Source organism: Pseudarthrobacter xylosi, from assembly GCF_055412765.1.
The window spans coordinates 15,042-29,323 of record NZ_JBVAYT010000008.1; the positions used below are offsets into that span (position 1 = coordinate 15,042).

At 65.1% G+C, this 14,282-nt stretch carries 13 protein-coding genes; 10 read left to right on the forward strand and 3 right to left on the reverse strand.

Features of this window, described 5'->3' with window-relative positions:
* Positions 1–10 precede the first annotated feature (10 nt).
* Entirely contained in the window at positions 11–652 is a 642-nt protein-coding gene (locus ACZY1F_RS16140) for a GntR family transcriptional regulator (RefSeq protein WP_463943288.1), read from the reverse strand.
* A gap of 169 nt (positions 653–821) precedes the next feature.
* Between ACZY1F_RS16140 and ACZY1F_RS16145 the strand changes: the two genes are divergently transcribed.
* Together ACZY1F_RS16145 and ACZY1F_RS16150 are read left to right on the forward strand one after the other, a co-directional pair.
* Complete coding sequence (locus ACZY1F_RS16145) at positions 822–2,759, forward strand: AMP-binding protein (RefSeq protein WP_463943290.1); 1,938 nt, start codon at positions 822–824, stop codon at positions 2,757–2,759.
* Between the two features lie 17 nt (positions 2,760–2,776).
* A complete protein-coding gene (locus ACZY1F_RS16150) occupies positions 2,777–3,874 on the forward strand; it encodes a pyridoxal-phosphate-dependent aminotransferase family protein (protein ID WP_463943015.1) in 1,098 nt (365 codons plus the stop codon).
* A 31-nt stretch (positions 3,875–3,905) separates the two neighbouring features.
* Here ACZY1F_RS16150 and ACZY1F_RS16155 read toward each other — a convergent pair whose 3' ends face one another.
* Positions 3,906–4,619 (reverse strand): response regulator, encoded by a 714-nt coding sequence (locus ACZY1F_RS16155; RefSeq protein ID WP_463943017.1) that lies wholly within the window; start codon positions 4,617–4,619, stop codon positions 3,906–3,908.
* On the reverse strand, positions 4,616–6,256 hold the full coding sequence (locus ACZY1F_RS16160) for a sensor histidine kinase (RefSeq protein WP_463943018.1): 1,641 nt from the start codon (positions 6,254–6,256) through the stop codon (positions 4,616–4,618). The genes ACZY1F_RS16155 and ACZY1F_RS16160 overlap by 4 nt, the downstream gene beginning before the upstream one ends.
* Before the next feature lie 142 nt (positions 6,257–6,398).
* On the opposite strand from ACZY1F_RS16160, the gene ACZY1F_RS16165 reads away from it, so the two are divergent.
* From ACZY1F_RS16165 to ACZY1F_RS16200, 8 genes are all read left to right on the forward strand, one after another.
* Entirely contained in the window at positions 6,399–7,745 is a 1,347-nt protein-coding gene (locus ACZY1F_RS16165; RefSeq protein WP_463943020.1) for a cation:dicarboxylate symporter family transporter, read from the forward strand.
* A gap of 232 nt (positions 7,746–7,977) precedes the next feature.
* Entirely contained in the window at positions 7,978–8,877 is a 900-nt protein-coding gene (locus ACZY1F_RS16170) for a ParA family protein (RefSeq protein WP_282330569.1), read from the forward strand.
* A 7-nt stretch (positions 8,878–8,884) separates the two neighbouring features.
* Complete coding sequence (locus ACZY1F_RS16175; protein ID WP_463943021.1) at positions 8,885–9,697, forward strand: segregation and condensation protein A; 813 nt, start codon at positions 8,885–8,887, stop codon at positions 9,695–9,697.
* Positions 9,694–10,356 (forward strand): SMC-Scp complex subunit ScpB, encoded by a 663-nt coding sequence (scpB, locus tag ACZY1F_RS16180; protein WP_463943023.1) that lies wholly within the window; start codon positions 9,694–9,696, stop codon positions 10,354–10,356. The genes ACZY1F_RS16175 and scpB overlap by 4 nt, the downstream gene beginning before the upstream one ends.
* A 110-nt stretch (positions 10,357–10,466) precedes the next feature.
* On the forward strand, positions 10,467–11,738 hold the full coding sequence (locus ACZY1F_RS16185) for a pseudouridine synthase (RefSeq protein WP_463943025.1): 1,272 nt from the start codon (positions 10,467–10,469) through the stop codon (positions 11,736–11,738).
* Between the two features lie 3 nt (positions 11,739–11,741).
* Positions 11,742–12,851 (forward strand): prephenate dehydrogenase, encoded by a 1,110-nt coding sequence (locus ACZY1F_RS16190; protein ID WP_463943027.1) that lies wholly within the window; start codon positions 11,742–11,744, stop codon positions 12,849–12,851.
* Positions 12,851–13,564 (forward strand): (d)CMP kinase, encoded by a 714-nt coding sequence (gene cmk / locus ACZY1F_RS16195; RefSeq protein WP_463913239.1) that lies wholly within the window; start codon positions 12,851–12,853, stop codon positions 13,562–13,564. The genes ACZY1F_RS16190 and cmk overlap by 1 nt, the downstream gene beginning before the upstream one ends.
* 31 nt (positions 13,565–13,595) lie before the next feature.
* Positions 13,596–14,276: a lysophospholipid acyltransferase family protein gene (locus tag ACZY1F_RS16200; protein WP_463943292.1), complete on the forward strand. Its 681-nt coding sequence runs from the start codon at positions 13,596–13,598 to the stop codon at positions 14,274–14,276.
* Positions 14,277–14,282 lie beyond the last annotated feature (6 nt).

Below are 14,282 nucleotides of genomic sequence, written 5' to 3' on the forward strand. Positions count from 1 at the left end.
GTGCTCCTTCTTAGTGCTGTGGGTGGGTAGCTTTGACGTGGGAAAGGCTGCGGTGCAGGTGCAGGGTGGTGGCTGCTTCGGCGAGCCTGGCATTGCCTGCGGCGATGGCCTCGGCAATGGCCGCGTGTTCGACGGCGGCCGCGTGCAGTCGCGGTGCGTCATCGGCAGCGAGACGGCGGACCCGGACCAGATGGACCCGCAGGCTGCGCATCGCCTGGGCGAGGTAGGAGTTTGAGATGGCAGCGTCGATCGCCTCATCCAGCCGGCCCACCAGGGCGTAGTACTCATGCCGGGCAGGATCGGTGTCGCTGATCAGCTCCTGCGCCCGCAGAAGATCGGTGTGGAGCTTCGCAAAGACAGTGCGCTCGCCGCGAACGGCCGCGAGCGCAGCGGCCTTGCCCTCCAGGGTTTCGCGGAGCTCAAACATCTCATCGATGTCCTCCAGTGAGATGTCGGTGACGACGACGCCGCGGCCGCCTGCCGCCGTCGTCAGCCCCTCTGCGCTGAGCCGGCTCAGCGCCTCCCGGACCGGGGTGCGTGAGACGCCCAGGCGCTCCGACTGCTCCACTTCGGCGAGGACCGTTCCGGGCGTCAGGCGCCATTCGATAATGTCTTCCCGAAGCGTTGCATAGGCTTTGTCGCTGGCCCGCATGGTTCCTCCCGTCAATCTGCTCATGGGCACCAGTGTATACATGTAATGCCGAATAGCCCAGAAAAACCGGATCATCAGCGACATGGGTGCATGTATGTATACACAGACCTTGTCTGGGACGGGTGGGCCGCATAGCATGGTGGCAACACAGCGACGTGAACGGGAGCCCATGACGGTCAGCGGAAATTACCGGGAAGCATATTCGCGCAGCATCGAACACAAGGATGCCTTCTGGCTCGAGGCCGCGGGAGGCGTGACCTGGTCCAGGACTCCTGAAACCGCGCTCGATGGATCGGCCGCCCCGCTGTTCCACTGGTTTCCCGATGGCATGCTCAACACGAGCTACAACGCCCTGGACCGCCACGTTGAGGCCGGCCGCGGGGACCAGGCTGCGCTCATCTATGACTCCGCGATGCTGGGGATCAAACGCACGTACAGCTACGCCGAACTGACGGACCTCGTGGCGCGGTTCGCGGGTGTGCTGCGCTCGCAGGGAGTCGGCAAAGGGGACAGGGTGGTTATCTACATGCCCATGATTCCCGAGGCGGCCATCGCCATGCTGGCGACGGCCCGGCTCGGGGCCGTGCATTCGGTGGTCTTCGGCGGGTTCGCACCCAAGGAACTCGCCGCCCGCATCAAGGATGCCGGTCCGGCCGCGATTGTGACGGCGTCCGGCGGGATAGAGCCCTCACGCCGGGTGGAGTATCTTCCGGCGGTCGCCGAAGCACTCGAACTCGCCGGCGCCAGGCAGACGCCCGTCATCGTCAAGGACCGGGAAGGCTTTATGCATTCGGGCTCCGAGTATCCGGACTGGCTGGACTGGGACCGGTGCCTTGACGCTGCCGCCCCGGCGGCACCCGTGGACGTCGCAGCAACCGACCCCCTTTACATCCTGTACACCTCCGGCACCACCGGCACACCGAAGGGCGTTGTGCGCGACAACGGCGGCCATGCCGTCGCGCTCAGCTGGACCATGGCAAACATCTACGACGTCGGTCCGGGTGACGTGATGTGGACCGCGTCCGACGTCGGCTGGGTGGTGGGGCACTCCTACATTGTTTATGGCCCGCTGCTGGCCGGTGCCACCACGGTCCTCTACGAGGGAAAGCCCGTGGGGACCCCTGATGCCGGAGCATTCTGGCGCGTCGTACAGGACCACAAAGTCAACGTCCTGTTCACCGCGCCCACCGCCCTGCGCGCGATCCGCAAGGCAGACCCCCAGGCTGCGGAACTGGCCCACTACGACATCTCCACCCTGCGAACGCTGTTTGCCGCCGGCGAGCGGCTGGACACGGACACCTACCGCTGGGCAGGTGAGGTCCTGGGTGTTCCCGTGGTGGACCACTGGTGGCAGACCGAAACCGGCTGGGCCATCTGCGCCAACCCGCGCGGGCTGGATGACCTCCCCTTCAAGCCCGGGTCACCCACCGTGCCCATGCCCGGCTTCGAACTGAAGATTGTGGACGGCTCAGGGGCTGCGGTGCAGCCGGGGGAGGAGGGAAACATTGTCCTGCAGCTTCCCTTGCCTCCCGGTACCCTGACCACCCTGTGGCAGAACGACCACCGCTATGTGTCCTCGTACCTGGCGGCGTTTGAAGGCAGCTACGCCACAGGCGACAGCGGCTACCGGGACGCCGATGGCTATGTCTTTGTGATGGGCCGGACCGACGACATCATCAACGTGGCGGGCCACCGGCTGTCCACCGGTGCGATTGAGCAGGTCATCGCCAGCCACCCGGCCGTCGCCGAATGTGCCGTGATTGGCGTGGCGGATCCCCTCAAGGGTCAGCGCGCCAGCGGGTACGTGGTGCTCAAAGCAGGCGTGACCGCCAACGAAAACGAGGTGGTCCGCGAGCTGATCGCCCTTGTCAGGAAGGACATCGGGCCGGTGGCTGACTTCAAGCACGCCATAGTGGTCGAAGCACTCCCCAAGACCAGGTCAGGGAAGATCCTGCGCAAGACCATGCGCCAGATTGCCGACGGCGACGATTACGTTGTGCCCTCTACGATTGAGGATCCCGAGGTGATCGGGCAGTTGCTGGGTGTGCTCCGGCCGGAAGGCGCCGTTAATACCCGCGGCAGTAGCCCGGACGCAAAGAATGCTTGACTGACGAAGGAGTTCCAATGCCACAGGCTTTGACCTCACGGTTCCTGTTCGGTCCGGGACCGAGCAATTGCTACCCGGAAGTGACCGCCGCGTTGGCGCATCCGGTGATTGGGCACCTGGATCCGGTCTTCATTGAACGGCTCGACAACACCTGCGAGGGCCTCCGCACGGTCTGGGGAACTCAGAATGCCCGCACGCTGCCTTTGAGCGTCACCGGTTCAGGCGGCATGGAAGCGGCTTTTGTGAACACCGTTGACGACGGCGATGTGGCAGTGATCGCCGTCAACGGGCTCTTCGGTGAGCGTATGTGTGAGGTGGCCCGCCGCTGCGGCGCCACAGTGGTTCGGGTTGACCACGAATGGGGTACGCCCATCGACGTCGAACGCGTTCTGACGGCTCACCCGCGGCCGAAGGTGATTGCGGCAGTCCACGCCGAAACGTCAACGGGCGTCCTCTCCGACGTCGCATCGCTCGGGCAGAACAAGGGCGATGCCCTGTTGATTGTCGACGCCGTGACATCCATCGGCGGGCTCGAACTCCGCGCAGACGACTGGGGAATCGACGTCGGCTATGCCGGCACCCAGAAATGCCTCGGCGTGCCGCCGGGGCTCTCGCCGTTCACGATGACGGGAAGGGCCTTCGAACGAAGGATCAAGGATCCCCGCTCCTGGTACCTGGACGTCGGCCTGCTGGGCGGTTACGTCGGCGCCGCCAGCGGCAGCGGTCGAACTTACCATCACACGCCGCCGGTCACCATGATCGCCGGCCTGGAGGCGGGCTTGCAAAGAATCCTGGCCGAGGGACTGGACGCCGTCCAGGCGCGCCACCGCGCGGCAGGGGCGGCGTTGCAGGCGGGGCTCCAGCAGATGGGACTGGAGCTCTTCGCGGCCGAAGGCCACCGGCTGCCCAGCCTCACCACTGTCAAGGTCCCGGACGGCGTCAACTCCGCGGCCGTACGCCATCATCTTCTGGAGCATTTCAGCATCGAGATTGGCTCAGGGGCGGGCAAGTACGCTTCCAGCATCTGGCGGATCGGGCTGATGGGCCCCAACGCAAACGCCGCATCAGTGACCCTGGTGCTGGGGGCTCTGAAGGAAGCCATCTCCTCTGCCTAGCCGCGGGCTCTCCGGAAACACGTCTGTAGTTTCAGGGCCGCTTCCAGCCGTATTCGTTTTCCGGCCGGCCGGGCGTGCCGTAGCGGGGCGCCCGGGAGGCGATGCCGGCGTCGGCGAGGTATTCGAGGTAGCGGCGGGCCGTCACGCGGGACATTCCAAGCGCCGCCATGACTTCCGTGGCCGAAACGGATCCCGAGTGCTGTTTCAGGTAGTCCCGGACCGATTCCAGCGTGGAGACGGAGAGGCCTTTCGGCAGGGGCATTTCCGATGGCGCGCGCAGGCTTGCGAAGGCCTGGTCAACCTCGCTCTGGGACGCGCCGGTCCTCCCGGCCCCGGACCCGGGGGAGGCGAGCTGCTGCCGGAACAATCGGTAGCTGGAGAGTTTGTCTTCGAACGTGGCAAAAGTGAAGGGCTTGATCAGGTACTGGACCACGCCGATGGCCACGGCGCTCCGGACAATCGCCACTTCCCGGACCGCTGTGATGGCAATAATGTCCGCCAGGATTCCTGCCGCCCGCATCCGCCGGGCGATGTCCAGGCCGTGCAGGTCCGGCAGGTTCATGTCGAGCAGGACCAGCTCCACCGGCTGGCCGGCGGCCACCAGATCCGTCAGGAGCCTGAGAGCGGACTGGCCGTTCGGGGCCGTCCCGGCCAAAGTGAATCCGGACATCCTGCCCACATAGGCTGCGTGCGCGGCCGATGCCACCGGTTCGTCCTCCACGACGAGGACGCGGATATCGGTCACTGGAACTGCTCCTCTTTGTCGGTTCCGCCGGCCATGGCCGGCAGGAAGACATGGAAGCGTGCGCCGTCCTTGCCTGTGATGGTCATGGTACCGTCCAGACGCTGCACGGCCTGGCGAACGAGGGCCAAGCCAATTCCCCGCCCGAAAGGACTGGAACCCTTGGTGCTGTAGCCGTGCTTGAAGATGCGGTCCACGTCGGCCGGGTCTACGCCGGGGCCCGAATCCTGGACCATGATGTCCAGGCCCTCGGCGTCAGACTCCACGGTCAGCTCCACCTTCTTTGGTGACTCGCCGTCCGCGGCGGCGTCGATGGCGTTATCCAAGAGGTTCCCCAGGATGGTGACCAGGTCCTGGACGGCCAGGCCCGCAACGGATGCGGAACCTTGGACGGAGACCGCCAGGTTCACCCCGCGCTCATTCGCTTCGGCGGCCTTGCCCATGATCAGGGCGCTGAGGACCGGCTCGTCCACGGAACGGACCATCTTGTCGGTGAGCTGCTGGCTCAGTTCGAGGTCCTTGGTGGCGAACTCCAGAGCCTCCCGGGTCCGTCCCAGTTCCAGCAGGGAAACCATGGTGTGGAGCCGGTTGGCATGCTCGTGTGTCTGGGCGCGGAGGGCGTCTGACAGCGTCCGCATCGTTTCCAGTTCACTGCCCAGTGACTCTATTTCCGTGCGGTCGCGGATGGTGGCCACGGTGCCGTACACCGCCGGTGGCCTGTGGCCCGGGGAGTCCGTGCCTACAGCCGGTCCCTGGTTGACCACTACGATCCGGGGGCCGGTCAGATGGATTTCATCGTGTGACGTGCGGCCGGATTCAAAAAGACTCTTCAGGCTGGGGGCCAGCGGGAGGTCCGCCAACAGTGGGGGATTGGACGGGTCAGCGCCCGAATCGCGTGGTGCCAGCCCCAGCAGCTCGGCGGCCTGGTCGTTGTACATCACCACCCTCCCTCTGGTGTCGATCAGGATCAGCCCCTCGCGCACGGAATGCAGGACCGATTCGTAGTAGGCGAACAGCTGCGCCAGCTGCTCCGGACCCCAGCCCCTGGTCACGCGGCGCAGGTAGCGGCCCAGCAGTAATGAGGCCAGGGATCCGCCCACCAGCAGTGCCAGGCTGATGGCCAGCAGCGCCGGCAACCGGCCGGAGAGGGCAACGTCCACAGTCCGCACCGTTACGCCGGCCGCCACCAGTGCCCTGACGTTTCCTGCCGCATCCTTGACCGGAACCACCGTCCGCACCGACGGGCCCAGCGTTCCTGCGGTGACCTCGGTGAACACCTCCCCACGCAGCGAAGCCTCAATCGAACCGATGTACTGCTTGCCTATCTCTTCGTCCCGGGGATGCGTCCAGCGGGTCCTGTCCGGCGCCATGATGGTCACGAAGTCTGCACCCGATGCGGCCATAACGTTCAGCGCGAAGGGCTGCAGCAACGCGGTCGGGTCAGGGGCGTCGGCAGCCTGCAGGACCAGGGGGGCGGCGGCAACGGTCGCAGCTACGCCGGTCATCCGCCGGCCGGCTTCCTCGTAGCTCCGGTCCCGGGCGTCGAGGTACGCGGCTGTGCCGACGATGGTCGTAAAAGCCAGCACAATCAGCAAATTAGCCACAAACAGCCGGCGGGCAATACTCCAGCGGTGGATCATCAGCACCTCCCATGACCAATATGAACGCAACAGTGAGCTAAGTCACGGCAGGGCCAATGATGGATATCACACCGGACCGACGCGATGGGCCCAGAGACTTTGCCGCAGCGTCTATCAGATTATCCATAGAAGGAGACACATCATGGCTTCTCAACGAGGAGAGTCAGCAGCGCCTGCAAAGGCCGCCCGCAAGGGCCTGGACAAATCCCACTACCTTTACATGGCAGTTATAGCTGCCGTGATCCTGGGCGCCGTCGTCGGACTGCTGTTCCCCGAGGTCGGCAAATCACTGAAGCCGCTCGGGGACGGCTTCATCAAGCTCATCAAGATGATGATCGGCCCCATCATCTTCTGCACCATCGTCCTGGGCATCGGTTCCATCGCCAAAGCCGCCACTGTGGGTAAGGTGGGTGGCTTGGCCTTGGGCTATTTCGTCGTCATGTCCACCTTCGCCTTGGCCATCGGCCTGGTGGTTGGCAACCTCATCCACCCGGGCGAAGGCCTGAACCTCACGCCGTACGACCCTAACAAGAAGGCTGCTACGGACAGTACGGTCGATTTCCTGCTCGGAATCATCCCCGGTGACATCCCCGTGCTGCCAACGCTGCTCGCCGCGATCCTGGTCGGCTTCGCACTGCAGAAGATGGGCCCGCAGGGCGCCCCGATCCTGAGGGCAATCGGCTACGGCCAGGCCGTGGTGTTCCGCATCCTGATCATGATCATGTGGCTGGCCCCCGTGGGTGCCTTCGGCGCCATCGCCGCGGTGGTCGGCGCCACCGGCTTCCAGGCGATCGTGAGCATGTTAACCCTGATGGTGGCGTTCTACATCACGTGCGCACTGTTCATCGTGGTCATCCTCGGCGGACTCCTGCAGGTGGTTGCCGGAGTGAACATCTTCAAGCTGATGAAGTACTTGGCCCGCGAGTATCTGCTGATCTTCTCTACGTCCTCTTCGGAAGCCGCGCTTCCGCGGCTCATCGCCAAGATGGAACACCTGGGCGTCTCCAAGCCCGTCGTGGGCGTCACCGTGCCTACCGGTTACTCCTTCAACCTGGACGGCACCGCCATCTACCTGACCATGGCGTCGCTGTTCGTGGCGAACGCGATGGGTACGCCGATGGATCTCGGAGCCCAGATTTCCCTGCTGATCTTCATGATCATTGCTTCGAAGGGCGCCGCGGGCGTGACCGGTGCCGGCCTGGCAACCCTGGCCGCCGGTCTCCAAGCGCACGCGCCCCAACTGCTGGGTGGCGTGGGCATGATTGTCGGCATCGACCGCTTTATGTCCGAGGCCCGCGCACTGACCAACTTCACCGGCAACGCCGTCGCCACCGTCCTGATCGGCACCTGGGTGAAAGAGATCGACGGCGGGCAGGTTGAACGGGTCCTCTCCGGACAGCTGCCCTTTGATGAGCAGACCATGATGGCCGGCCACGGCGACCGCATGGGAACCACATCCGGCACCGCCGCGGAGCCGGCGCATGCCTGACCCGCGGACCTGACGAGGTGCAACCACCGCCCGCACAGCCCCGGCTGTGCGGGCGGTTCCTGCGTGCGGCGGCCCAACCTTCGACCTCTACTAGAAGGTAAAGGCTCAGAATCCGCCCAAAGTCAAGTTCCCTCAAATACCGTGTCGGGGCCTGTAGCCTAGGGTGAAAGCAGGATCGGCGCTGGAGCTCCAGCGGCAGGAAATCACCGTCATCGAAAGTGTGGATAGATACGTGAGCAGCGAACAGGGTTCGGCAACTCTGGAAGGCACGGAACTCGATCTGGAAGACGCCGTGATGGGTCCCACCGGGCGCCCCCACCGTGAATTTCCTGAACCAGCCCCGCTGTCGTCCCACGGTCCCGCGCGCGTGATCGCCATGGTCAACCAAAAGGGCGGCGTCGGTAAGACCACGTCCACCATCAACCTGGCAGCGGCGCTTGCCGAATACGGCCGCAAGGTACTGCTGGTGGACTTCGATCCGCAGGGTGCTCTGTCCGCGGGCCTCGGCATCAACCCGCACGAACTGGACCTGACGGTCTACAACGTCCTCATGGACCGCAAGGTGGACATCCGCGACGCCATCCACCAGACCGGCGTCGAAAACGTGGACCTGCTGCCGGCCAACATCGACCTCTCCGCCGCAGAAGTGCAGCTGGTCAACGAAGTAGCCCGTGAGCAGGTCCTGGACAGGGCCCTGAAAAAAGTGGAAGACGATTACGACGTCGTCCTGATTGACTGCCAGCCCTCACTGGGTCTGCTGACAGTCAACGCACTGACCGCCGCCCACGGCGTGATCATCCCGCTGATCTGCGAGTTTTTCGCACTACGGGCAGTAGCCCTGCTGGTGGAAACCATCGACAAAGTCCAAGACCGGCTGAACCCCGGCCTGCAGGTTGATGGTGTCCTGGCCACAATGTACGACGCCCGTACGCTCCACAGCCGCGAAGTCATCACCCGCCTAGTGGAAGCCTTCGGTGACAAAGTCTTCGAGACCGTCATCAAACGCTCCATCAAGTTCGCGGACGCCACCGTCGCGGCCGAGCCGATCACCAGCTACGCAGGTAGCCACATCGGCGCCGATGCCTACCGCCGCCTGGCCAAAGAGCTGATTTCGCGCGGCGGCGCACCCTAGCCACGCCGTGGCCGAGTCCAAACCCGGCTTTGAGGTGCGGCTGGCCAACTTCACCGGCCCGTTCGACCTTTTGCTCGGCCTGATCGCCAAGCATCAGCTGGATATTACCGAGGTGGCCATCGCCACCGTCACTGATGAGTTCATCAAGTACATCAGGAAGCTCCAGAAGCTCGGCGAGGAATGGGCGCTGGATGAAGCCAGTGAATTCCTGGTCATCGCCGCCACCCTCCTGGACCTCAAGGCGGCTCGGCTCCTGCCTGCCGGTGAAGTCGAGGACGATGAGGACATCGCCCTGCTGGAAGCGCGGGACCTCCTTTTTGCGAGGCTTCTCCAATACAAGGCGTTCAAACAGGTGGCGGCCCTGATGGCTGGAACCCTGGAACAGGAAGCCAGCCGGTTTCCACGTCAGGTTGCCTTGGAGGAGCATTTTGCCGCCATGCTTCCGGAACTCGTGTGGAAGCACTCGCCGGAGCAGTTCGCCCGCCTGGCAGAGTCAGCCCTGAAGCCCAGGACGCCAAGGCCCACGGAGGTGGGCCTTGCCCATCTGCACGGCAGTACCGTCAGCGTGAAGGAACAGGCCGAGATCCTGGGGCTCCGGCTCCAGTTGGGGAAGCCCCTGACTTTCCGTGCGCTGATCGCCGACGCCGATTCCACGCTCGTGGTGGTGGCCAGGTTCCTGGCCTTGCTGGAGATGTTCCGGGACAGGGCAGTGTCCTTTGACCAGGTATCGCCGCTGGGCGATCTCACCGTGCACTGGGCAGTGGATGGCCGGGACTGGTCAACCGAAAACCTAAGCGAAGAATACGAGGAACTGTCGTGAGCCAAGAACTTCCGGAGCCTGGGGCGGAGCCGGGCACGGACGTCCGGGATTTGCCCGGCGGTGCCAAGGCTGCACTGGAGGCGGTCCTGATGGTCCTGGACCAACCGGCCAGTGCTACTGAGCTGGCCAGCGGGCTTAACCTGACCGTCGCCGTCGTCGAGGAGCTGTTGGCGGAACTGCAGCGGGAGTATAGCGGCTATACTGTTAAAGCCCCGGACGTGGACCGTGCCAGCGATGCTGGTTTCAGTGCCACCCCCCGGGGTTTCGAATTGCGGAACATCGCCGGTGGCTGGCGGATCTACTCCCGCGCAGACTTCGCCGAAATTGTCGGACGGTTTGTGCTTGAGGGTCAGACGGCCAGGCTCACGCAGGCGGCTCTGGAAACACTGGCTGTCATCGCATACCGCCAGCCCGTCTCCAGGGCCAGGGTGTCTGCAATTCGAGGAGTCAATGTCGATTCTGTCGTACGGACATTGACGCAGCGCGGGCTGATCGAAGATTCGGGACATGATCCTGAGTCGGGAGCCATCCTCTACCGGACCACGTCGTATTTCCTGGAACGCATGGGAATCGGCTCCGTAGCGGAACTGCCCCAGCTTTCACCCCATCTTCCGGGGCTTGAGGGGATCGCGGAGTTCTACGACGCCGACAGAATGTAGGCGGGAAATCCCGCGTGCGCACACGAATATTCATAAGGGCAGATAATTTCTGCATGGCTGGCTAGGGTTGTTCTTGGACAACCAGCCGGCCAAATAACGAAGGACGGGTCATGACACAGGCGGGACGCCAGGGTTCACCACGTAACAGTTCGGGACGTAACAGTTCAGAACGCAATGCCGGACAGGGCGGCGCCAGCCGTAATCCGGCGCAGGGTGGCGCCAGCCGTAACCCTGCACAGGGCGGCAGCGGCCGCCCGAGCACGGCAGGCGGCGGTTTCCGCGCCGGCGCCGGCAAGCGTAACGCCGGATTCGGCGGCGGGGACCGGCCGTACAAGGCCCCGAGGCCGCGCGAGGAGCCATTTGTGGATCCGGGCGATGCTCCGGCGTCGCCGCCGGCCAGCCGCGGTGCCTCCGACTGGAAGCCCGCTGCCAGCGCCTCGGCGCGCAAGCCTGCCGCCCGCAAGCCGGGCGCCAACAAAGCTCCCGGCACCCCGGGCGCACTCAAGCCCAAGCCACGCACCGGCAAGCCCGGAGCCGCGGCCTCACGCGCGTTTGGCAGCGAACGTTTCGGCCAGAACCTTGGCCCCGTGCGGAAACCTGCCCGCAAGCGCGGACCCCGCGGTTCCGTTCCGCAGTCTGAAATGCACGACGCCGATGGCACTCGCCTGCAGAAGGTCATGGCCCAGGCCGGCGTGGCTTCGCGCCGCGTCTGCGAAGAGATGATCTCCGAAGGCCGGGTGGAAGTCGACGGCCAGGTGGTCACCGAGCTTGGTGTCCGCATTGACCCCAAGACAGCGGTCATCCACGTTGATGGCCTGCGCATCCAGCTGGATGAAAACCTCGTGTACATGGTCTTCAACAAGCCCAAGGGCGTGGTGTCCACCATGGAGGACCCCGACGGCCGTCCCTGCATCAGCGATTTTGTGCGGAAGACCCACCAAGGCGAACGCTTGTTCCACGTTGGCCGGCTGGACGTCGCCACCGAGGGTCTGCTGCTGCTGACGAACGACGGCGAACTGGCCAACCGGCTGACCCACCCGTCCTACGAGGTTCCCAAGACGTACCTGGTCCAGGTCCGTGGTCCGTTCCCGCAGGGAGTCGGCGCCCAGCTCCGGGAAGGTGTGGAACTTGAGGATGGATTTGCCTCCGTTGACTCCTTCAAGCTGGTGGACTCCACTCCGGGCCACGTGTTGATCGAAGTCATCCTTCATTCGGGCAAGAACCGGATTGTCCGGCGTTTGTTCGATGCCGTCGGATTTCCGGTCCTGCGCCTGGTGCGCGTCAAGGTGGGCCCCATCGGCCTGGGCGACCAGCGCCAGGGAAGCATCCGCAACCTTGGCAAGCAGGAAGTCGGCCACCTGCTGGCATCCGTAGGACTCTGAGGCATGTCCGCATTTCGCTCCCACGGGCGGGGACACCTTAACGGGCCGGTCGTGGTGATTGGCACCGGCCTGCTCGGTGCCAGCATCGGGCTGGGCCTGCGTGGACGCGGCGTGCCCGTGTTCCTGTTTGATCCGTCGCCGACCAACCAGGCGGTGGCCGTTGATATCGGTGCCGGCCAGCCCCTGGACCAACTCGGGGACGGGGCACCGGAGCTTGTGGTAGTGGCAGCACCGCCCGACGTGACCGCCGACGTCGTGGCCCGTGCGCTTGCCAACTACCCGGATTCCGTGGTGGTTGACATCGCCAGCGTCAAGGCCGCCATCCTGGCGGAGTTGCGCGGCCGCGGCGCGGACCTCACCCGCTATGTGGGCACCCATCCGATGGCCGGGCGCGAAAAGTCCGGGCCGGTTGCGGCCCGCGGCGAGCTTTTCACGTCCATGCCGTGGGTGGTTTGCCCGGGCCCGGAGTCATCCGCGGCGGCCGTGCAGACCGCGCGCTCCCTGGCGGCCGACCTGGGAGCTGTGGTTTCCCAGTTCACTGCCGACGAACACGACGAAGCCGTGGCTTTGGTGTCGCACCTGCCCCAGATCATGTCCTCGCTGCTGGCCAGCCGGCTGCAGGGGACGCCGCTTCACGCGCTGTCCCTTGCCGGCAACGGGCTGCGGGACGTCACGCGGATCGCCGCCAGCGATCCCACGCTGTGGGTCCAGATCCTGGGCGGCAACGCGGGGAAGGTCGTGGAAATCCTTTACGGGGTCCGCGAGGATCTGAACAGGCTCATCGGCACGCTCGAGGAACCCTTGGCGCCGGGCGCCAGGCTTGACCTGGCCCAGCTGATCAGCGAAGGCAATGCCGGGCAGGCCCGTATCCCGGGCAAGCACGGTGGGCCGCCGCAGGCCTACTCCTGGCTCACGGTCCTGGTTGATGACCGGCCAGGACAGATCGCGCAGCTCCTCACCGAAATCGGTGAGATCGGCGTGAACGTGGAAGACCTGCGGCTGGACCATTCCTCGGGCCAGAACGTGGGCATGGTGGAACTGTCCGTGCTGCCGAACAAGCATGACCATCTGATCGAAGCACTCAACGACCGCGGATGGCGGGTATTGCAGTAATGACACAAGAACTTCTTGACACCCTTCCGGCCTTGCGCGTCGGCAGGCCCCTGGTGGTTGCCATCGACGGGCCGTCAGGCTCCGGCAAGTCCAGCGTGAGCAAGGAAGTGGCCCGCCGGCTGCACCTTGCCTACCTGGACACGGGCGCCATGTACCGGGCCCTGACCTGGTTCTGCGTCACCACCGGAATCGACCTCAGTGACGCCGCCGCCGTGGAGCAGGCCGCCCGGGACCTGGTCCTGGAACTGAGCACCACACCGCGGGAGGACTACGTGCGCGTGGACGGGGCTGACGTCACGGACGCCATCCGCGAACCGGCAATTTCTTCGGCGGTCAGTACGGTGGCCACCACCCTAGGTGCGCGGACCGAACTGATCCGCCGGCAGCGTGAGCTTATTGAAAAGCACCACCGCCGCATCGTGGTGGAGGGCCGGGACATTACCACCGTCGTCGCGCCGGGCGCTGAAGTCCGCATGCTGCTGACGGCCAGTGAGGAAGCCCGGCTTCGCCGCCGCGGCATCCAGCTGGGCGGCACGCAGAATGCGGAGCAGCTCGCCGCCCAGGTCACCCAGCGGGACGCCAAGGATTCCACGGTGGTGAACTTCACCCAGGCTGCCGACGGTGTGGTCACCCTTGATTCGTCCGATCTGGACTTCGCCGAGACCGTGGACGCGGCGCTCGTGATCGTTACGAAGGTGCTTAACCGTGACTGACGGCGGCGCGCGTCTTCCCTCCGGCTGGACCATGACATGGAGCCGGCCGGTCGGCTGGCTCCTTGACCATGTGGTGTACCGGACGTCCGTCAGTGGCCGGGACAACGTGCCTACAGGCGGGCCGGTGATCTTCGCCGGCAACCACATCAGTTTCCTGGACGGGCCGGTGATGTTCGGCGCGTCGCCGCGTCCCATGCACATCCTGGTCAAGAAGGAGATGTTCAAGGGTCTGTTGGGCCGGGTCCTCCGGGCTTCCGGCCAGCTGCCGGTGGACCGCTCCGGGGACCGGGCAGCGCTGCTGCTGGGCAAAAACATGCTCGACGCCGGCCGTTGCATCGGGATTCTTCCGGAAGGTACGCGGGGGAGCGGTGCGGCAACGGACATCAACAACGGGGTGGCCTGGCTGGCGCTGAACTCTGGCGCCCCGGTGGTTCCCGTGGCGATCCTCGGCACCCGGACGGGCAACGAACATCTCGACACAGTACCCAGGCCGGGGCGGCGGTTCCATGTCAGCTTCGGCAACGCACTGACCCTCAGCCGAAACCCCGGCGAAACGGGCCGTGCTTCAATGGACAGGGCGGGAATGGAAATCCGCGCTGCGCTGGCGGGGCACGTCCAAGAGACCATCCAACACAGTGGGCAGCCTTTGCCCCACGCGGATTTCCGCACGAACTTCACAGCAGTAGCCGGGACGCCGGCAGATGACCACTAAGGAAAG

What these genes read in the sequence shown, in the direction of transcription:
- ACZY1F_RS16140 (WP_463943288.1), bottom strand. Translation starts at nt 652, where the DNA reads ATGCGGGCCAGCGACAAAGCCTATGCAACGCTTCGGGAAGACATTATC.
- ACZY1F_RS16200 (WP_463943292.1), top strand. Translation starts at nt 13,596, where the DNA reads ATGACATGGAGCCGGCCGGTCGGCTGGCTCCTTGACCATGTGGTGTAC.
- ACZY1F_RS16185 (WP_463943025.1), top strand. Translation starts at nt 10,467, where the DNA reads ATGACACAGGCGGGACGCCAGGGTTCACCACGTAACAGTTCGGGACGT.
- ACZY1F_RS16150 (WP_463943015.1), top strand. Translation starts at nt 2,777, where the DNA reads ATGCCACAGGCTTTGACCTCACGGTTCCTGTTCGGTCCGGGACCGAGC.
- ACZY1F_RS16190 (WP_463943027.1), top strand. Translation starts at nt 11,742, where the DNA reads ATGTCCGCATTTCGCTCCCACGGGCGGGGACACCTTAACGGGCCGGTC.
- ACZY1F_RS16145 (WP_463943290.1), top strand. Translation starts at nt 822, where the DNA reads ATGACGGTCAGCGGAAATTACCGGGAAGCATATTCGCGCAGCATCGAA.
- cmk (WP_463913239.1), top strand. Translation starts at nt 12,851, where the DNA reads ATGACACAAGAACTTCTTGACACCCTTCCGGCCTTGCGCGTCGGCAGG.
- ACZY1F_RS16165 (WP_463943020.1), top strand. Translation starts at nt 6,399, where the DNA reads ATGGCTTCTCAACGAGGAGAGTCAGCAGCGCCTGCAAAGGCCGCCCGC.
- ACZY1F_RS16160 (WP_463943018.1), bottom strand. Translation starts at nt 6,256, where the DNA reads ATGATCCACCGCTGGAGTATTGCCCGCCGGCTGTTTGTGGCTAATTTG.